This is a genomic window from Ciceribacter sp. L1K22, assembly GCF_017599385.1.
GTDB lineage: Bacteria > Pseudomonadota > Alphaproteobacteria > Rhizobiales > Rhizobiaceae > Allorhizobium.
In genome coordinates, this window is the sequence record NZ_JAGFPK010000002.1 from 864,054 (window position 1) to 882,610 (window position 18,557).

Annotated in this window: 16 protein-coding genes; 4 read left to right on the top strand and 12 right to left on the bottom strand. The window is 58.2% G+C overall.

Annotated elements, in window-relative coordinates; all coding sequences use genetic code 11:
- Positions 1-5 precede the first annotated feature (5 nt).
- A complete protein-coding gene (locus J5J09_RS21960; protein ID WP_208554355.1) occupies positions 6-443 on the bottom strand; it encodes an Lrp/AsnC family transcriptional regulator in 438 nt (145 codons plus the stop codon).
- Between the two features lie 118 nt (positions 444-561).
- On the opposite strand from J5J09_RS21960, the gene rocF reads away from it, so the two are divergent.
- The 3 genes from rocF to J5J09_RS21975 all read left to right on the top strand — a co-directional run bounded on the left by rocF (position 562) and on the right by J5J09_RS21975 (position 3,397).
- Positions 562-1,497, top strand: a complete 936-nt coding sequence (gene rocF, locus J5J09_RS21965) for an arginase (protein WP_348646503.1) — start codon at positions 562-564, stop codon at positions 1,495-1,497.
- A 13-nt stretch (positions 1,498-1,510) separates the two neighbouring features.
- Entirely contained in the window at positions 1,511-2,716 is a 1,206-nt protein-coding gene (gene rocD / locus J5J09_RS21970; protein WP_208554357.1) for an ornithine--oxo-acid transaminase, read from the top strand.
- A gap of 201 nt (positions 2,717-2,917) precedes the next feature.
- Positions 2,918-3,397, top strand: a complete 480-nt coding sequence (locus J5J09_RS21975; protein WP_208554358.1) for a chemotaxis protein CheW — start codon at positions 2,918-2,920, stop codon at positions 3,395-3,397.
- A 76-nt stretch (positions 3,398-3,473) separates the two neighbouring features.
- On the opposite strand, the gene J5J09_RS21980 is transcribed toward J5J09_RS21975, so the two are convergent.
- From J5J09_RS21980 to J5J09_RS22030, 11 genes are all read right to left on the bottom strand, one after another.
- Positions 3,474-5,126: an OFA family MFS transporter gene (locus tag J5J09_RS21980; protein WP_208554359.1), complete on the bottom strand. Its 1,653-nt coding sequence runs from the start codon at positions 5,124-5,126 to the stop codon at positions 3,474-3,476.
- Between the two features lie 262 nt (positions 5,127-5,388).
- Positions 5,389-7,407 (bottom strand): cache domain-containing protein, encoded by a 2,019-nt coding sequence (locus tag J5J09_RS21985; RefSeq protein ID WP_208554360.1) that lies wholly within the window; start codon positions 7,405-7,407, stop codon positions 5,389-5,391.
- Positions 7,400-8,788: a sigma-54 dependent transcriptional regulator gene (locus tag J5J09_RS21990; RefSeq protein WP_348646504.1), complete on the bottom strand. Its 1,389-nt coding sequence runs from the start codon at positions 8,786-8,788 to the stop codon at positions 7,400-7,402. The genes J5J09_RS21985 and J5J09_RS21990 overlap by 8 nt, the downstream gene beginning before the upstream one ends.
- A gap of 81 nt (positions 8,789-8,869) precedes the next feature.
- Positions 8,870-9,103 carry a formate dehydrogenase subunit delta gene (locus J5J09_RS21995; RefSeq protein ID WP_208554361.1) on the bottom strand — a complete coding sequence of 78 codons (234 nt, stop codon included), beginning with the start codon at positions 9,101-9,103 and terminating at the stop codon, positions 8,870-8,872.
- On the bottom strand, positions 9,093-9,920 hold the full coding sequence (fdhD, locus tag J5J09_RS22000) for a formate dehydrogenase accessory sulfurtransferase FdhD (protein ID WP_208554477.1): 828 nt from the start codon (positions 9,918-9,920) through the stop codon (positions 9,093-9,095). Before fdhD ends, J5J09_RS21995 begins: the two co-directional genes overlap by 11 nt.
- Before the next feature lie 73 nt (positions 9,921-9,993).
- Positions 9,994-12,876: a formate dehydrogenase subunit alpha gene (gene fdhF / locus J5J09_RS22005; protein WP_208554362.1), complete on the bottom strand. Its 2,883-nt coding sequence runs from the start codon at positions 12,874-12,876 to the stop codon at positions 9,994-9,996.
- Between the two features lie 4 nt (positions 12,877-12,880).
- Positions 12,881-14,437 carry an NADH-quinone oxidoreductase subunit NuoF gene (locus J5J09_RS22010; RefSeq protein ID WP_208554363.1) on the bottom strand — a complete coding sequence of 519 codons (1,557 nt, stop codon included), beginning with the start codon at positions 14,435-14,437 and terminating at the stop codon, positions 12,881-12,883.
- A complete protein-coding gene (locus J5J09_RS22015) occupies positions 14,434-14,913 on the bottom strand; it encodes a formate dehydrogenase subunit gamma (protein ID WP_208554364.1) in 480 nt (159 codons plus the stop codon). Before J5J09_RS22015 ends, J5J09_RS22010 begins: the two co-directional genes overlap by 4 nt.
- Before the next feature lie 104 nt (positions 14,914-15,017).
- Positions 15,018-15,911, bottom strand: a complete 894-nt coding sequence (locus tag J5J09_RS22020) for a LysR family transcriptional regulator (protein ID WP_208554365.1) — start codon at positions 15,909-15,911, stop codon at positions 15,018-15,020.
- A 77-nt stretch (positions 15,912-15,988) separates the two neighbouring features.
- Entirely contained in the window at positions 15,989-16,342 is a 354-nt protein-coding gene (locus J5J09_RS22025) for a metalloregulator ArsR/SmtB family transcription factor (RefSeq protein WP_208554366.1), read from the bottom strand.
- 119 nt (positions 16,343-16,461) lie between these two features.
- Positions 16,462-17,394 carry an L-lactate dehydrogenase gene (locus tag J5J09_RS22030; protein WP_208554367.1) on the bottom strand — a complete coding sequence of 311 codons (933 nt, stop codon included), beginning with the start codon at positions 17,392-17,394 and terminating at the stop codon, positions 16,462-16,464.
- A 200-nt stretch (positions 17,395-17,594) separates the two neighbouring features.
- On the opposite strand from J5J09_RS22030, the gene J5J09_RS22035 reads away from it, so the two are divergent.
- Positions 17,595-18,494, top strand: coding sequence for a LysR substrate-binding domain-containing protein (locus J5J09_RS22035; RefSeq protein WP_208554368.1), 900 nt, complete (start codon positions 17,595-17,597; stop codon positions 18,492-18,494).
- The last annotated feature ends 63 nt before the right edge of the window (positions 18,495-18,557 follow it).

The following is an 18,557-nucleotide window of genomic DNA, read 5'->3' on the forward strand; positions in this document are numbered from 1 at the left end:
CGAGGTCAAAGACCCATCTTGCTCGTCTTCAGCAGGATGCTGGATTCCGTCGAGTTTATTCCCTCCACGAGCCTGATCCTTCGAAGAGTTTCATCGAAACGGGCCAGATCTTTCGTTTCGAGTTCGGCGATAAGGTCCCACCGGCCATTCGTGCTGTGAAGCGCCTTTATCTCGGGCATACCACGAAGATTCTGGGTCACCCTGTCCGCATACTTTCCGACGACTTCAATCATGACGACCGCCCGGACGCCCGTCTGCGCCAGTTCATCTCCGGTGCGTATCGTAAAGCCAGTGATCGTGCCGTTATCGACCATCCGCTGAATACGCATCGTGATAGTGGCGCGGGCAGCCCCGGTCGATGCGGCCAGCGAAGCGACAGGCAACCGCGCATTTTGCCGAAGCGCGGATAGGATGCTCCGATCCAGATCGTCAATGTTCGACATATTGAAAGGTTGTACCTACCATAACGAGAATTACATGCCGAATTCTGACACTTTTCCGTCTTTTTGCAACGCCTCCAATGCCTCAAGATCAGTGAGACAGGACGGGAGATTGAAAACGGTGACGGAAAACACGAACAAGCTGGCGCTGATTGGAGTGCCCCTTGAGGAAGGTTCAGGTCGCGGTGGCTGCGCAATGGGTCCGGCCGCACTAAGAATAGCAGGCATCGCCGATACGATGACGGAACTTGGATTCGACGTCGCGGACTTGGGAGACCTCCGACCGGTTCCGGCAGACCGCCTCACGTCTTCCGAAAAAGCCCGCCGCTTGCCTGAAGTTGCGGCGATGGCACGCGCACTTGAACAGGCGACATACGATGCGGCGACGAATGGAGCCATCCCGATCATACTGGGTGGCGACCACAGCCTCTCAATGGGAAGCGTTTCGGGTATGGCACGACGGGCGAACAATATTGGTCGGCCGCTTTTCGTTTTGTGGCTCGATGCCCACGCCGACTTCAACTCGCCCGAAACATCTCCATCCGGCAACATCCATGGAATGCCCGTGGCGTTTTTCTGCGGCAAGGCGGAATTCGCGCCAATCCTGCCGGCAGACCGGCCGTTGGTCGACCCGCGGCGCGTGTTCCAGGTTGGCATCCGCTCGGTCGATCCGATCGAGAGGCAGCTGATCGCCAAACACGGCGTCAACGTCTATGACATGCGCGCAATCGACGAAAAGGGAATGGCGGCGATTGTTCGCGAAATCATTGCTGCTGTGCGAGCCGAGCACGGTCTTCTCCACATCAGTCTCGACGTCGATTTTCTCGATCCGGACGTGGCACCGGGCGTCGGAACCACGGTGCCGGGTGGCGCCACCTTCCGCGAAGCACACCTCATCATGGAGATGATGCACGACAGTGGTCTCGTATCCTCGCTGGACCTCGTTGAATTGAACCCGTTCCTTGATGATAGGGGTAAGAGCGCCCGCGTCATGGTCGAACTGGCCGCAAGTCTTTTCGGTCGCCGTATACTCGACCGCCCCACCCGAGCCGCCTGATCGAGAGGTAACAATGTCTAACGCCGCACAACTCATCGCCACAGAACAACGCCTCGGCGCCCACAACTACAAGCCCCTCGATGTCGTACTTTCTCGAGGCCAGGGTGTACACGTTTGGGATACCGACGGGAAACGCTACCTCGATTGCCTTTCCGCCTATTCGGCCGTCAACCAAGGTCACTGCCATCCGAAAATCCTCTCGGCGCTGACCGAACAGGCCTCTAAGCTTACGCTTACCTCGCGCGCATTCAGGAACGACCAACTGGCGCTCTTCTACGAGGAGGTCGCCGCCCTTACTGGTTCGCACAAGGTCCTGCCCATGAATTCCGGCGCGGAAGCGGTCGAGACCGCGATCAAGGCAGTGCGCAAGTGGGGTTACGAGACCAAGGGCGTTCTGGAAAACAATGCCGAGATCATCGTATGCGGCGGCAATTTCCACGGTCGCACCCTCTCGGTGATCTCATTCTCAACCGATCCAGATGCGCGCCAGGGTTTTGGACCGTTTACACCTGGCTTCCGTGTCGTGCCGTTCGGCGACGCCGAAGCCTTTGCTATGGCCATTGGCGCTAACACCGTTGCCGCCCTCATTGAGCCAATTCAAGGCGAAGCCGGTGTTATCATTCCACCTGTGGGGTACTTTGAGCGGGTTCGCGAACTATGCACGGCCCACAACATCACACTCATTCTCGATGAAATCCAGACCGGCCTCGGGCGTACGGGGAAGCTGCTCGCGGAAGAACATGAAGGCATAGAGGCAGATGTTACACTGGTCGGCAAGGCATTGTCCGGCGGCTTCTATCCCGTTTCCGCGGTGCTTTCGAACTCGGAAGTGCTGGGCGTTCTCAAACCTGGCCAGCATGGCTCGACCTTCGGCGGAAATCCGTTGGCCTGCGCGGTCGCTCGCGCGGCACTTAAGGTGCTTGTCGAGGAAGACATGATCGGCAATGCGGAACGCATGGGTGCTTACTTCCTAGAAGGCCTTCGCCAGATCCGGTCCAACGTTGTCAAGGACGTCCGTGGACGTGGCCTGATGCTGGCGGTTGAACTGGTTCCGGAAGCAGGCGGCGCGCGCTCCTATTGCTACGCACTCAAGGATCGCGGCCTGCTGGCGAAGGACACACATGAGAACACCATTCGTCTAGCGCCACCATTGGTCATTGAGAAAGACCAGATCGACTGGGCCCTGCAGCAAATCGAGTCAGTACTCGTCGCGGCCTAGGCAAAACATTTATTTTAGAAATCGTGAATTTCCGGAACGAGATTTAGATTTAAGCAACACTCTTTCGCCATAGTGTCTGGAGTTCGATCGGAAGTCCGCTTGGCCGCACGGCCCAGATCGCCGGCTCGAAGCATTTTCGCCGATGTAGTCCGCGACGGAAGGTCCGGTCAGCAGGGCGCAGCAAAGTTGGGAAGAAGTTTTATGGCGACGACGATCAACTCGACCAATTTCGGTGGCGATTCTCTCGAGATCATTGCATTCCGGCTGCACGATCAGGAATTCTGCGTGAAGACCACGACCATCCGAGAAATTCGCGGATGGGCCCCGAGCACCCCGCTCCCGCACGCACCAAAGGACGTGATCGGTGTTATGAACCTTCGCGGCTCGGTCATTCCGATCATCGACCTTGCCTTCAAGCTCGGCATGAAGAGCACAGTCGCGAACGAGCGCTCTGCGATCGTAGTCGCCGAAGTCCACAATATGGTTATCGGCATGCTGGTCGATCGGGTGTCGGATATTCTGACCATCCCCGCCTCCCAGGTTCAGCCTGTTCCGGAAGTCTCCGCCTCCTTCGACAAATCCTTCTCCGAAGGCATTATCGCCAACGAGAACGGCATGATCTGCTTCCTGAATCTCTCCAAGATGTTCAAGGGTACCGAGATCGAGGAAATGGCGGCCTGATACCGTCGGAACCAATAGAGAATAAGTGAGAAAAGCGGCCTTGCGGCCGCTTTTCTGCTTTCACATCACTTCGGTTTCACCCGAACAGCACCAAGCTGCTCTTCAGCGTCACCCATACACCCCACAGCAAAGGAACTCCGACGACCGCCCACGCGAGCAGGGCCGGTCCTGTGAGACCACCCTTGCCGATACCGAAGGAGCCTGTAGGCCCGGCATTGGCTGCGGCTGTCTTCGCCTGCAAGGCCGCGACTTCCTCTTCCGACATGAACCATTTTTGCGAAAGCGGACGGATAAACGCGTTGGCGACGAGGCCGAGGGCGAGCATACCGGCGAGGATATACATCGTACCGGTGTAGAGTTCAGGCCCCGGAGCGACACCGGCAGAGATTTGAGCCTCGCGGATGTAGTTCACGACGACCGGACCGACAATACCCGCCGTTGCCCATGCCGTCAGCAGGCGGCCATGGATAGCCCCGACGAACTGCGTTCCGAAGATATCTGCCAGATAGGCGGGGATGGTCGCAAAACCGCCGCCGTACATGGACAGAATGATGCCGAAGGCCAGCACGAACATCGCCTTCGAACCGAGATCAGCAAGTGTCGGAGCCGCTGCATAGAGCACGATCCCGAGAATGAAGAACGTGTAATAGGTGTTCTTTCGCCCGATCTTATCGGAAAGCGAAGCCCAGAAGAATCGCCCACCGATGTTGAAAAGCGAAAGCAAGCCTGTGAACCCGGCTGCAATCGCCGCGATCTGACCTTTCTGCGCCGTATCGAGCTGCGAGAAAGACAGGTCTGGGAGACCGATCAGCGAACCCGCAAAAATCTCCTGCAGCATCGGCGAGGCCATGCCGATGACGCCGATGCCAGCTGAGACGTTAAGGCACAACACAGCCCATATAAGCCAGAACTGGGGTGTCTTGTGCGCGTCGCGCAGATGGACGTGACCATGGGTGATCATGGAAGACGCCTGAACCTTTGGGGTCCAGCCCTCCGGGCGCCAGCCAGCCGGCGGAATGCGGTAACCGAACGCTCCGCCCATCATGAAAATAAAGTAGATGATAGCCATCACGACAAAGGTCTGCCACACGCCAACAGTGAGGTCCGTGCGGAAATATCCCATGAGGATGTTGGCGAGCGGTGCTCCAATCATCGCGCCACCACCGAAGCCCATAATGGCCATGCCGGTGGCCATGCCGCGGCGGTCTGGGAACCACTTGATCAGCGTGGATACCGGCGAGATGTAGCCGAGACCGAGGCCCACACCGCCAATGACGCCAGCACCGAGCCACATCAGCCACAACTGATGTGTCATGACGCCGATCGCCGCGACGAGAATGCCGCCACACCAGCAGCAGGCGGCCACGAAGCCGGCCTTGCGCGGACCGGCACGCTCAAGCCAGCCACCCCAGATAGCAGCCGAGCAACCCAGAAGAACGAAGAACAGGGTATAGATCCAGCCGAGATCGGCCACGCGCCAGTTGCAGTCTGTCGTAAAAAGCGCTCCTGCCAGTGTGAGGCTGGCGCAGCTTTCGGGTGCACTCGGCAGCGCCTTCGACAAGGGCAGCCAGAAAACGGAGAACCCATAGGCCATGCCGATGCAGAGATGGATGGCCAAAGCCGCTGGTGGCACGAGCCACCGGTTGAAACCGGGTTTCGCAATAATGCGTTCCCGGTCGAGGAGGCCGCCACTATAGCCGCCCGCCAAAGTTTCCGTGGTAACCGTCATGTACACTCTCCTTGGATACATCGCTTTGCGATGATCTTCTCCCTCTCCCGTCCCGTCACAATCTTCCCCTGATCGCAGGACGAGGCCCGCTCGGAACGGCCCCTAGAAAACAAGGTCACCGCACCCCGTGAGCGGGTGAACAGTTAAATGCAACCCATGTGCCAGTAGCGAACTAAAACTTTTTCAATAACTTAGGGGAAGCAGATCAGCTACATCGGACAAGATGTCCGGAATTTCAGGACAAATTGTCCTTTGTCAAAAGCTAAGAAGCTTCCGGAAGCCAGATGGTAAAGACTGTACCCTTACCCGGCGAACTGACGACGGATAGGGAACCTCCCTGACGGTTCACCAGTGTCTGGCTGATTGAGAGACCAAGACCGGTTCCGTCCCGGCGTTTGGTTGTAAAGAAAGGATCAAAGATTTTCCCGATCACATCGTTCGGAATGCCGACACCGTCATCGACGACATCAATCGCTATTCCCCACCGTCCGGCACGTTCCTCATCTCGACTAACAAGGCGAAGCGTGCCGCCATTCGGCATCGCATGCAGGGCATTCACGATGAGATTGACCAGAACCTGCTGCAGTTCCGTTCTGTTCATCAGAATGAGTCGCGTCGCTTGATCATCACGGACGATGGTTATCTCCGCACGATTGAGGAGGTGGTGAACGAGCGGCAGGCAATCTGTAATAACCTCGGCAACCGTATGCCTTTCGACATAGCCGGCGTACTCCTCCGGTTTTGCGAATTGCAGGAGTTTCATGACGATCTGGCTGACACGATGGATCTGCTCGTCAATCAGGCGCAGTTCCGTCGCGACATCATTCGCCGCTTCGCCGATAACGCTGCGCACCACTTCCAGGTTGCCCTGCATCACCGCGATCGGATTGTTGATTTCGTGGGCGACACCCGCCGTGATCTCGCCGATGGCGGCAAGCTTTTCGGACATAATCAGTTGTTTGGTTGTCGCCTCAAGCTGCCGGTTAGCAAGCTCGAGATCCCTTGTCCGCTCCGAAACCCGGTTGTTGAGTTCGTCGTTCCAGGCCCTGAGTTCCGCATCGCGCTGCTGGAGTTGATCGAGCAGGTGGTCAAGATGGGCGGCGACGATACCTATTTCATCCCGTGCCCTTCCAAGACCGGTCCTGGCGCCAAGATCGCCAGCCTCCACTTTTTCGATCGTGGCCGTCATACGTTCGAGTGGCTTAAAGATCGCTCGTGCCCAGCGCAGGAAGATGGGAACCGTCACAATGGTCACCACAAGAAACGCGACGAGGATGCCGAGAAGCGTCTCGGTCTTTGCCCTGGTGAACGGCGCCTCCAGGAAGCCGACATACAGCATGCCGACGCGCCGCCCATGGCTGTCGCTGATTGGCTCGTAAGCGGAGACATACCAGTCGTTCACGACAAATGCGCTGTCGAGCCAGGTTTGGCCCTTACCAAGAACGGCATTGCGCACCACCTCCGACACACGGGTGCCGAGAGCGCGCGTGTCTTCAAACAATCTCACATTGGTGCTGACCCGCACGTCATCGAGAAACAGGGTCGCAGTGCCGCGGCTGTCTTCGGGAAGGCTGGCTTCGCGATAGACAAGATCATTGATGGTATCGATGAAAACGAGATTCCGGTTGAGCAGGATGCCACCGACGAGAATGCTTTCTCCCATATCGGGGAGATACACCGGACTGGCGGAATGCACGATCATTCCCCGGTTTTCGACAGTTCTATCGGTAGGGGCTGCGTTTGGTGTTGGGACAAGAGAAACCTGGGCGCGGTCCGCAAGGTCTGCGGAAATCGCTTCCAACTCGTGGGGGCCCATGACATCGATGGCTGTGCTGGCCTTACCCGAGAACGCCGAAATCCTGACGGGCCAGTCGGTACTGACGGTCGGCCTGCCGGTCGTCAATGAAGTGCCGATCACCCGACCCTGTCTATCGATGACAAGCAGGAAATCCAGGCCCAATCGCTGCTGACTGTCGGCGAGGAAACGGGAGAGCGTGCCATTGTCAGAATTAGCTGCTTCGAGAAACGCGACCGATCCGGCCAATGACTGGAGATGCTCTCCGGTGTTCTCCAGAATTCGGGAGAGATACTGGTGGGCGATTGTTAGGTCGCCATTGACCTTTGATGTGAGGAGTGCATCAAACTTGTCTTCCCAGCGCGCGATGGTCACTACCAAGAGGATCGGCAGGACCACGAACATCGGAAGCAGGGCGATCGCGAGCAGCCGGACACGAATTGACCCGGGACCAGACCCGCCCGTTTTCGCTTCGATCTCAGCCATTCCAAGCCGTGAGCTTTCGGTCTATGGTCTTGCGCGAAATCCCCAAAGCCTGCGCGGCGGCTTCCCGATTTCCGGCATGGCTCCGCAGGACCGAAAGAATATGCTGGCGCTCGATGTCATCGAGTGTTCCCATTGTGCGAGGCACAGGGATCGTGTCGCGTCCGAAATCATCGGGAAACCGCCCGAGAATGAGCGACCGTTCAATCAGGTTGCGGAGCTCTCTCACATTTCCCGGCCACGAATATGCCGCAAGACCGGCTTCCACCTCCGCCGTGATGGGCACGATCGGCATTCCGAGCTGCCGTGAAAGCTTTGCCATGAACAGTTGAGCAAGCTCGATCACGTCATTGCCCCGCTCACGCAGCGGTGGCAGCGGCAACTGCATCACGTTGATGCGATAGAAGAGGTCTGCTCTGAATCTACCATCCTGGACCAATTGCTCAAGCTTGGCATTGGTCGCAAAGACAAAACGCAGATCGACAGGGACCTCGCGCTCCGCGCCAACCGGCCGAACGCGGCGATCCTCGATGACACGCAGCAGCTTCGACTGCGTTGCCAGCGGCATTTCACCGATCTCGTCAAGAAACAACGTCCCTCCTTGCGCATGGAGGAACAGCCCGTCGCGGCGGGCCTCCGCACCGGTGAAGGCGCCGCGCACATGACCGAACAGCTCTGACTCGATGACATCAGGCGGAATGGCAGCGCAATTGACGGGTACGAAAGGCTTGGATGCTCGGTCTGACAGCGCGTGCAGAGATCGCGCAGCGACCTCTTTTCCGGTACCGGACTCACCCGTGATGAGTACAGTGGTCGGCAAGGGAGCGACCCGGGCGATCGTCTGCCGTACGTCCTGAATGCTCGCCGACCCGCCAATCAGCTTGTCGCGCAACAGGATATGATCGGCCGCAGCCCTGAGCTCATAGCGAAGAACAAAATTCTCGCGTTGCAGCCGGACCCTGTCCAGGCAACGCGCAACCGCGTTGAGCATCTGGTTCGACCTGAACGGCTTGAGCACGAAATCCACTGCACCGGCCCTCAAGGCCTGGATGGCTGTTTCCAGGTCCGCATAAGCGGTCATCAGGATTGCGTCGGCGAAGAAGCCGATGGAACGCTGCTCGTTCAACCAATCGACGCCGTTCTTGCCAGACATGATATTGTCGAGGATGACGACGTCGAAATGCCGCTGGTCTAGCTTGCGGGTCGCCTCCTCGGTATCTGCGGCCTCGTCGAGATGCTTGCAGCGGGGGCCGAGAGTGCGCAAGAGGAAGTTGCGCATGCCAGGTTCGTCGTCAACCACCAGAATGCTAGCCTGGGCGAGCCATGGCCCGAATTCCGGATCATGATCTGCATTCAGCTCGGCTCTTGAGGTTTCCGCCCTCACCTCGACATCCGCTCCTCGATATCCATTTTTTGTTATCAATAGCAGAGACGGCGGCGAAAGCCACCATTAGCGGTTCCGCTCTCAAGCGTCGATGGGACGCTTAATCAGCCTGGCTGCATCGAGCACGAGCGGCCTCAGGCCTTCGCCACCCGCATCGATATGTTCGAAGAGATGGCGCCGCATCCGTGGTTCCCAGAACTTATTGATATGTGTCGCAACTCCATCGGCCCGTACCGCTTCCGGTTGGGACTCGAAGAAGGTGGCGATCTGGTTCGCCATACGGATCAGTTTCTCATGTGTCTGGTCATGCGACATGAGCGGATGCTCCCTCGGAAATGCGGTCGGCTCTGGTGAAAATCTCGAACTCTTCGCCCCGCACTATGCCAACCAGGGTTATGCCGGCGGTTTCCGCCGTTTCGATTGCAAGCGCGGTCGGCGCGGAGATGGCGAGCAGGATGGGCGAACCAAGTGCGGCGGTTTTCTGGACCATCTCGACCGAAAGCCGACTGGTAACAACGACGGCACCATCGTGCCCGGAACGTCCCTGCCTGAGCACCGCACCGCTAAGCTTGTCGAGTGCGTTGTGCCGTCCGACGTCTTCCCGAACCGCGACCAACCCGTCACCCGGAATATAGAATGCGGCCCCGTGAACCGCGCGGGTCTGACGGTTCAGCACCTGCAGATCACTGAGCATTTGCACGGCTTCGGCAACTTGGCGAGGTGAAAGGATCAACGATGGTGAGCCGATGGGCTCAACTGAACGGGTCGCCTGCTCAATCGATTCGATGCCGCAGAGCCCACAACCCACTGGACCCGCCATCCGGCGACGGCGCGCAGTCAAAGCGTCCGCGTTGGCATCACGTAACTCGACCTGAACATCAATACCGCCGCCAGCTTCGTGCGGTTCGACCGCCAGGATATCGCCGGCTTCACGTATAATCCCTTCGGCAAGCGAGAACCCATAGGCAAAGTCCTCGATATCAGCGGGGCTCGCCATCATCACTGCATGTGTCGTTCCGCCATAGGAAAATGCAATCGGCACCTCTTCCGGCACCATCCGACTGGCCGAACCAAAGAAGCCGGTCCGTTTCTGTACTGTCTGAACAGAACGGCTGGTGCGCTTGTCGCTGATCACGTCTCGAACCCTAGCCTCTTCGCTTTATTCCATCACCCTGCACAAAGAGGGAGAACTTGCCAATGCAGCACTATTCCGCAGCCTCCAGCTTTCCGACAATCCGACGCGACCGGCGTGCGAGATCGTCATAATCCTGCTGCCATTCAGTCGGACCGTTGGACGGCGACACCTGGACTGCGGTCACCTTGTATTCTGGACAGTTGGTGGCCCAGTCGGAATAATCCGTCGTGATTACGTTGGCCTGCGTATCGGGATGATGGAACGTCGTATAAACGACTCCCGTTGCCACCCGGTCCGTGATGAGTGCCCTCAATGTCGTCTCGCCCGAACGACTCGCCAACTTGATCCAGTCACCGTCCTTGATGCCACGTTGTTCGGCATCATGCGGGTGGATTTCCAGTCGGTCCTCGGAGTGCCAGACAACGTTCTCGGTCCGTCGGGTCTGGGCGCCGACATTGTACTGAGACAGGATGCGGCCGGTCGTCAGCAGAAGCGGGAAACGCGGCCCCGTACGCTCGTCGGTCGCCACATATTCCGTGCGGATGAACTTGCCCTTGCCGCGCACGAAACCGTTGACGTGCATGATCGGGGAACCTTCTGGGAACTTCTCATTGCACGGCCACTGAACGGACCCCATTTTCTCAAGATAGTCATAGGATACACTGGCGAAGCTCGGCGTCGTCGCGGCGATTTCATCCATGATCTGCGACGGATGGGTATATGCCCAGTCAAGTCCCAGCGCCTGTGCCAGCTTCTGGGTCACCTCCCAGTCTGCATAGCCGTTTTTCGGACTCATCACCTTGCGGACCCGGTTTATGCGACGTTCCGCGTTTGTGAAGGTGCCGTCCTTCTCCAGGAAGGTCGACCCTGGAAGGAAGACGTGCGCATAGTTCGCTGTCTCGTTCAGGAAGAGATCGTGAACCACGACACATTCCATCGCAGCAAGACCGGCGGACACGTGTTTCGTATCAGGATCGGACTGAAGGATATCCTCGCCCTGAATGTAAATGCCCTTAAACGTGCCTTCGACGGCGGCATCCAGCATGTTCGGAATGCGCAGTCCCGGCTCGTTGTTGAGCTTAACGCCCCACAGCTTCTCGAAGATGTCGCGCGTCGCATCATCAGAGATATGGCGGTAGCCAGGCAGTTCGTGGGGGAACGACCCCATGTCGCAGGAACCCTGCACATTGTTCTGGCCACGCAACGGATTTACGCCGACACCGGGGCGGCCGATATTGCCAGTCGCCATCGCCAGGTTCGCGATTGCCATGACAGTCGTCGAGCCCTGGCTGTGCTCGGTAACGCCAAGCCCATAGTAGATCGCGCCGTTGCCCCCAGTCGCGTAGAGACGCGCGGCACCCCGAACGAGATCTGCCGGGACACCCGTGAAGCTCTCCGTAGTTTCCGGGCTATGCTGCGGATCGGCCACGAAGGCTGCCCAGTCCTCGAACTCCGACCAGTCGCAACGCTCCCGAATAAAGGCTTCGGCAAAGAGACCCTCGGTCACGATGACATGCGCCAGTGCCGTCATGACCGCGACGTTAGTACCGGGTTTCAGAGGTAGGTGATACGCGGCTTCGATATGCGGACTGCGGACAATGTCCGTGCGGCGCGGATCGATGACGATCAGCTTCGCACCCTGGCGCAACCGTTTCTTGAGGCGCGAGCCAAAGACGGGATGACCGTCGGTGGGATTGGCACCGATGACGACAACCACATCCGCGTGTTCGACGGAATCGAAATCCTGCGTGCCTGCCGACGTACCGAAAGCCTGTCCGAGACCATAACCGGTCGGGGAGTGACAGACGCGGGCGCAGGTGTCCACGTTGTTGTTGCCGAAGCCGGCACGGATCAATTTTTGGACGAGGAAAGTTTCCTCATTGGTGCAGCGTGATGAGGTAATACCGCCAACAGACTCGCGGCCATACTGGTACTGGATGCGCTTGAACTCCGACGCGACGTGCGCAAACGCTTCGTCCCAAGTCACCTCACGCCACGGATCGGATATCTTCTCGCGGATCATCGGATTGAGAATCCGCTCCTTGTGGCTGGCATAGCCATAGGCGAACCGCCCCTTGACGCAGGAGTGCCCACGATTGGCCTTGCCATCCTTGTACGGCACCATGCGGACGAGTTCCTCGCCACGCATTTCCGCCTTGAACGAACAGCCGACACCGCAATAGGCGCATGTTGTAACGACTGAGTGCTCCGGCTGCCCGATCCGGATCACCGACTTTTCCGTGAGGGTCGCGGTGGGGCAGGCTTGAACGCAGGCACCGCAGGACACGCACTCCGATTCGAGGAAATGCTCGTGCATGCCTGGCGACACGCGGCTGTCGAAACCTCGACCCTCGATCGTCAGCGCGAACGTGCCCTGCACCTCTTCGCAGGCACGTACGCACCGGGAGCACACGATGCATTTGGAAGGGTCATAGGTGAAATACGGGTTCGACTCGTCCTTTGGCATCCAGCGAGCGTTGATCTCGCCAACACCGTCCCGCGCTTTCACATGATTGTCGCCCTCGTAACCAAAGCGCACATCGCGCAAGCCGACCGCTCCTGCCATGTCCTGAAGTTCACAGTCGCCATTGGCGGCACAGGTCAGACAGTCAAGCGGGTGATCGGATATATAGAGTTCCATCACGCCCTTGCGGATCTGCTTCAGCCGTTCCGTTTGCGTGTGGACAACCAGGCCGTTCGCGACCGGTGTGGTACAGGAGGCCGGAGTGCCGTTGCGCCCCTCGACCTCGACCAGACAGAGGCGGCAGGATCCGAAGGCATCGACCATGTCGGTGGCGCAAAGCTTGGGCACCTGGATGCCGGCCTCCATCGAGGCGCGCATGATCGAGGTGCCTGCGGGCACGGAAACCTGCCGGCCGTCGATCGTCAGTGTTACAGTCTCTGAAGACTTCGAGGCAGGGGTGCCGTAATCAATTTCAGGAACGAGAGCCATTGTCTTACTCCGCCGCTTCAATGAGGGGGGTTGGGGCAAAATCTTCCGCAAAATGCGTCATCGCGCTCATCACCGGATAGGGTGTAAAGCCGCCCAACGCGCAAAGCGATCCAAACTTCATCGTATTGCAGAGATCGGCAAGCAGCGCCCTGTTTCGCTCCGGCTCGATACCCGCTGCGATCCGGTCGACGGTCTCGACGCCACGCGTCGAGCCGATACGACAGGGCGTGCACTTGCCACAACTTTCGACGGCGCAGAACTCCATGGCAAAACGCGCCTGTTTCAGCATATCCGCGGTGTCGTCGAAAACAACGATACCTGCATGTCCAATCAGGCCGTCCTTCGCGGCAAAGGCCTCGTAGTCGAACACGGTGTCGAAGAGGGAGGGCGGAAAATAGGCTCCGAGTGGCCCACCCACCTGAACGGCCTTAACCGCGCGGCCGGACAGCGTCCCGCCGCCAATGTCGTAGATCAGTTCGCGGAGGGTCAAACCGAAGGCCGTCTCGTAAAGTCCCCCATGCTTGATATTGCCCGCAAGTTGGATCGGTATCGTGCCGTGCGACCGGCCAACGCCGTAATCACGATAGAACTGCGCGCCACGGTCCATGATGACAGGCACGGACGCAAGCGAGATGACGTTGTTGACCACGGTCGGGCGACCGAAGAGGCCCTGAAGCGCGGGCAGCGGCGGTTTGGCCCGGACTATCCCACGCTTGCCCTCAAGGCTGTTCAGCAGCGAGGTTTCCTCACCACACACATACGCACCGGCACCCATGCGAACTTCGATATCGAAGGAGTAGGTCGAACCGAGGACCGATGGCCCGAGGATATGCTCGCGGCGGGCGATATCGATTGCAGTCTGCATGGTTCGTATGGCGTGCGGATATTCCGAACGGGTGTAGATGTAGCCTTTGGTCGCCCCGGTCGCGATGCCGGCGATCGCCATTCCCTCGATCAGAACGAAGGGATCGCCTTCCATGATCATCCGGTCGGAGAACGTACCACTGTCACCCTCGTCCGCATTGCAGACGATGTATTTCTGAGGCCCAGCGGCATCGGCGACCGTCTTCCACTTGATGCCGGTTGGAAAGCCAGCACCACCGCGTCCGCGCAGACCACTATCGGTCACTTGCTTGACGATATCGGCAGGCGTCATCGCCACAGCCTTCTCCAAGCCCTTGAGGCCCTGATAATGGCGATAGTCCGAAAGCGAGAGCGGATCTGTCACTCCACAACGGGAGAAGGTCAAACGGGTCTGTCGCGCCAGGAAAGGAATATCCTTAGTCTGGCCGCAGGACAGTACATGCTCGGCACCATCGAGGAACCCCGCTTCGAAAAGACCGGCCACGTCGGACACTTTGACAGGACCATAGGCAAGCCGCTGATGATCGGTTCTAACTTCCACCAACGGCTCAAGCCATAACATGCCACGCGAACCGTTGCGCACGATGGTGACGTCGAGACCGCGAGCCACTGCCTCTTGCTCGATCGCTTTCGCGACCTTGTCGGCGCCGACGGCGATTGCTGCAGCATCACCCGGAACAAAAACGACCACGCTCATCGGCGTACCTCGCCGGCTATGTCGGTAAGACAGTCTTCGTCAAGCCGCGCGATCGGCTGACCGTCGAGCATGCAGGCCGGCGCCATGGCGCACAAGCCGAGACAGTAGACTGGTTCTACCGTCAAGGCATTGTCGGGGGTTGTTCCATGCCAGTCGACACCAAGTCTAGCCAGAAGTGTTGCGGCAAGTTGTTCGCCACCCATCGCCTGACACGCCTCGGCCCGACAGAGCTTGAGCACATGTCTACCGGTCGGCTGAGCGCGAAAGTCGTGATAGAAAGTGATCACACCGTGCACTTCGGCTCGCGAAAGGTTCAACTCGTCCGCAATAATAGGCTTCGCTTCTTCGGGAATATACCCAAATGCGTCTTGAATGGCATGAAGGATTGGCAGAAGCGGGCCTTCGAGGTGGCGAAGATCATCGATGATCGCACGTATCTGCGAGGAAAGACTTCCCGCCGTCGTCCTGATATTCATGTCCAGCCCTCCCAAACCGACATGCGACAAGCATGGATTTAAGAAGACATCGCCGGAGGTCGCTGGTCAATAATGCTGTATCGTCAATTGATAGACAAAATCTATCAAAAGACTTCCCGCTCCGCCACTCTGCGCGCCTCATGCAACAACGCGGAAACGAGGGGGGTATAAGGTTCCCGATGCGTCGCGACGACACCAACCGTATGTTCAGCGTCGGGTTCGACAATCGGAATCATCTGTATTTGGGATGGAAAACCAAAAGCTTCCGCTACATTTCGTGGCATTATCGATGCCCATCGCCCCGTCCTTATGTGCGAGAACAGAACGATCATGGAGTTCGATTCGAGTGTGGGCTTGGGTATCACCCCGGCTTCCGCCATATGCTGGTTGATAATGCGACGGTTCTGCATATCGGCGGTCAATAGACAAAGCCGAAGGTCGGACACCTCCCGCCATGTCACCGATTGTCGATCAGCCAATGGTGCGCCGGCGGCGGTTATGAGGTGATAACGTTCAGAGTAAAGGGGTACCGACGTCACGCGGCCGAGGGGTTCATTGTCTAGGTAGGTGATACCGGCATCTATCTCGAGATTTTCCAGAAGACTCAGCACCTGAAGTGACGTGCGCGAAATGACTGAAAAAGTCACCTCGGGATGCTTATCCTGAAAGGGCTCCGTCAGTCGTGGCACCATGGCAAGCGCGGTGGGAATAACCGCGAGACGAATATGCCCGGCGAGACCGGTTCGCGCCGCCCGCATCTCCTCCCGCATCGTACGGGCGTCGCCGACAATTCGTCGCGCCCATTCCAGCACACGCTGACCTTCGGGCGTAAGTCCCTGGAACCGCGACCCGCGTTGCACCAGAATCACGCCTAGCTGGTCTTCGAGTTGGCGGATCGCGGCCGACAGCGTGGGCTGCGTGATCCCGCAGTCCTCGGCCGCACGCCCGAAATGCTTCTCCCTGGCAAGGGCAATGAAAAACTCAAGCTTGTCGATCATCCGCCTGCCCCGTTACTAAACGAATCGGTCGCAAGCGCACTCGGCAGACCTTCTCCAATCGAGGGGCAGGCTGGACGTCATTGGCCGTCATCACCCGCATCGGGGGCACAGTAAATCCGGTAAAGGACGGAAACTACCTCCGTCACATTGGGATTTGCGATGGAATAGTATATCGAGCGGCCATCTCGTCGCGTCTTGACGAGTTGCTCAAGGCGAAGACGGGCAAGCTGCTGCGAAACGACAGCCTGCTGCAAGCCGAGAATCGATTCAATCTCGCTTACGGTCTTCTCTCCCTGACTGAGGATGCAGAGAATGAGGAGTCGTGTCTCGTGTGATAGCGCTTTCAGCAATTCGCTGGCGACACGCGCTTTTGACATGAAGCCGTCTATCTGTTCAGGCATCTGCGCCAAGTCGGGCTTTGCTGGGCTCATGAGATATCCGCGCTATACATAACCATTTCCCTATGTTTACCGGATTTCTGCACTATTGTCCAATACCGCCAGTACCGGCAAGTCGATCCCGAGACAAGACGATTGACGAGAAGTGATCGCTAAAGAGGTACAGCGTCGGCACGCTCTTTCAATAACTCCGCACTTCGCCGCAGCGCCTGCCGTTCATCGGCGGTCATGTCCGGGACCAGATCCGACAGGACGCCCTGCGCTCCAACAATGCGCGGGATCGACAGGGCAACATCTCGCACGCCTGCAACCTCCCGCGTTACGATGGAAACGGATAACACATCGCGTTGATCCTGCGCGATTGCTTTGACGATCCGCGCGAGGCCGGAGCCGATACCGTAGTAGGTCGATCCTTTGCCGCTTATTATCTTGTAGGCGGCGTTTCGCACACCATCGTCAATCTGGTTGCGGATATCGTCGGTCAGAGGCCGGCCAACCTGCGACGCGAAAGACAGCAGCGAAACCGATCCGGCGCGTGCGCTTGACCAGCCCAACACCTCGCTATCTCCATGCTCCCCGAGGACATAGGCATGAACCGATTGGGGTGAAATGCCGAGATGGCGGCCGACGAGGCTTCGAAATCTGGCCGTGTCCAATATCGTACCCGAGCCGATGACGCGGCTGGCGTCGATACCCGAAAGACGAGTAGCAACCTGTGTCATGACGTCCACCGGATTGGTAGCAATAAGCAGGATGCAGCCGGGCGCAACATCAAGAACCTTGCCAACCACCTGCCGAAACACCGCCGCATTGCGGCCCAGCAATTCAAGCCGGGTCTCACCGGGTTTCTGGCTGACGCCGGCAGCCAGGATCACCACGCCCGCACCGTCGAGGTCTGCATATTGACCCGCCCGAACCACCGTCGCCGAGACAAAAGGCACAGCGTGCGAAATATCCTCGGCTTGCGCTATCGCCAAGGCATCATTCATATCGACCAGAACGATCTCATGCACAATGCCCAGCATAGCAAGGGCATATCCGGCAGCGCTGCCGACCATACCAGCACCTACGATTCCGACTTTCATCATTCGCTCCTTCGAGAAGAATCGCACCAAAACGGGCGTCGGCCGGATCCTACGACTTGAATGTGTAAGTGTGTTCATCCCACAAGGCTACCTTGGAAACCAAGTGGCGGTTAGTGGAGTGCTCTGTTTTAATAACGCACAAGAGACTTCGGGCGAGGCAATCTGAAATGACAACGAGGAGACTTCCGGCACTTTCCGCCATGAAAGTGTTCGAGGTGGTGGGGCAGACCAGAAGCTTCACCAAGGCTGCGGAGCGTTTGAACCTGACACAGAGCGCCGTCAGCCGTCAGGTACGCAACCTGGAGGATCAACTCGGCGAGGCCTTGCTGATAAGGCGACATCATCACCTCGAACTAACACCTTCGGGTCTGGAGTTGCTTGCCGCGCTGCAGCAAGCTTTCCACGATGTCGAAAGGACGGTTCGAAACATCACCGAGAAAAGGAATCGCAACAGACTTCGCATCAACGTTCCCCCCACATTTGCAAAGCGATGGTTAATGCCGAGGCTCGGCAAACTGCGCGCCTTCTTGCCGGACCTAGAAATCAGCATAACGACCGACCTGCAGGACAGCCTAACTGACCGCAGCGTCCTCGACTGCGCCATCCGCTTCGGCGACGGGGAATGGCCGACCCTCAATTCAGAACTTCTGATAACCGAGCGACACATTGCGGTCTGCGCTCCCTCTCTACTTACCGATCTCTCCGCGGAGACATTGCCAGACTTTTCGAGGCTCACGTTCCTTCATGTTCTGGCGGCAACGGATCAGCGTTACCTAACGTGGCAGCGCTGGCTGGACGCCGCGGGTATGGCAAACACGGACACCGGAGGCGGCTTCGAGTTTGACCTGCTCGACATGGCAATTGAGGCTGCCTGCAATGGGCTGGGGGTCACCGTCGCTGACCGCCACATGGTAGCACCTCTGATGAATGAGGGTCGACTGGTACGCGTGATGGATGTCGAGATTGAAGGGCACGAGTCCTATTGGCTCGTAACTCGCGCGGGTCAACGGGATCCGCAAAATGTCGCCGCTTTCCGGAGATGGCTTGCTTCGGAGATAAAAAGCGAACCAACGGCGGTCGAACCCTTGGCCGCACCCTGAAGCATTCGCTTTTTGAATGATCACCCTGAGAATATCTCACTTGCGCTCAAGGCAGGCCTTGTT

Coding starts and splice junctions, on each gene's coding strand:
- J5J09_RS21980 (WP_208554359.1), bottom strand. CDS start 5,126: ATGACGGTTACCACGGAAACTTTGGCGGGCGGCTATAGTGGCGGCCTC.
- rocD (WP_208554357.1), top strand. CDS start 1,511: ATGTCTAACGCCGCACAACTCATCGCCACAGAACAACGCCTCGGCGCC.
- J5J09_RS22010 (WP_208554363.1), bottom strand. CDS start 14,437: ATGAGCGTGGTCGTTTTTGTTCCGGGTGATGCTGCAGCAATCGCCGTC.
- J5J09_RS21960 (WP_208554355.1), bottom strand. CDS start 443: ATGTCGAACATTGACGATCTGGATCGGAGCATCCTATCCGCGCTTCGG.
- J5J09_RS22015 (WP_208554364.1), bottom strand. CDS start 14,913: ATGAATATCAGGACGACGGCGGGAAGTCTTTCCTCGCAGATACGTGCG.
- J5J09_RS22020 (WP_208554365.1), bottom strand. CDS start 15,911: ATGATCGACAAGCTTGAGTTTTTCATTGCCCTTGCCAGGGAGAAGCAT.
- J5J09_RS22025 (WP_208554366.1), bottom strand. CDS start 16,342: ATGAGCCCAGCAAAGCCCGACTTGGCGCAGATGCCTGAACAGATAGAC.
- J5J09_RS22030 (WP_208554367.1), bottom strand. CDS start 17,394: ATGAAAGTCGGAATCGTAGGTGCTGGTATGGTCGGCAGCGCTGCCGGA.
- fdhF (WP_208554362.1), bottom strand. CDS start 12,876: ATGGCTCTCGTTCCTGAAATTGATTACGGCACCCCTGCCTCGAAGTCT.
- J5J09_RS21995 (WP_208554361.1), bottom strand. CDS start 9,103: ATGTCGCATGACCAGACACATGAGAAACTGATCCGTATGGCGAACCAG.
- J5J09_RS21985 (WP_208554360.1), bottom strand. CDS start 7,407: ATGGCTGAGATCGAAGCGAAAACGGGCGGGTCTGGTCCCGGGTCAATT.
- J5J09_RS22035 (WP_208554368.1), top strand. CDS start 17,595: ATGAAAGTGTTCGAGGTGGTGGGGCAGACCAGAAGCTTCACCAAGGCT.
- J5J09_RS21975 (WP_208554358.1), top strand. CDS start 2,918: ATGGCGACGACGATCAACTCGACCAATTTCGGTGGCGATTCTCTCGAG.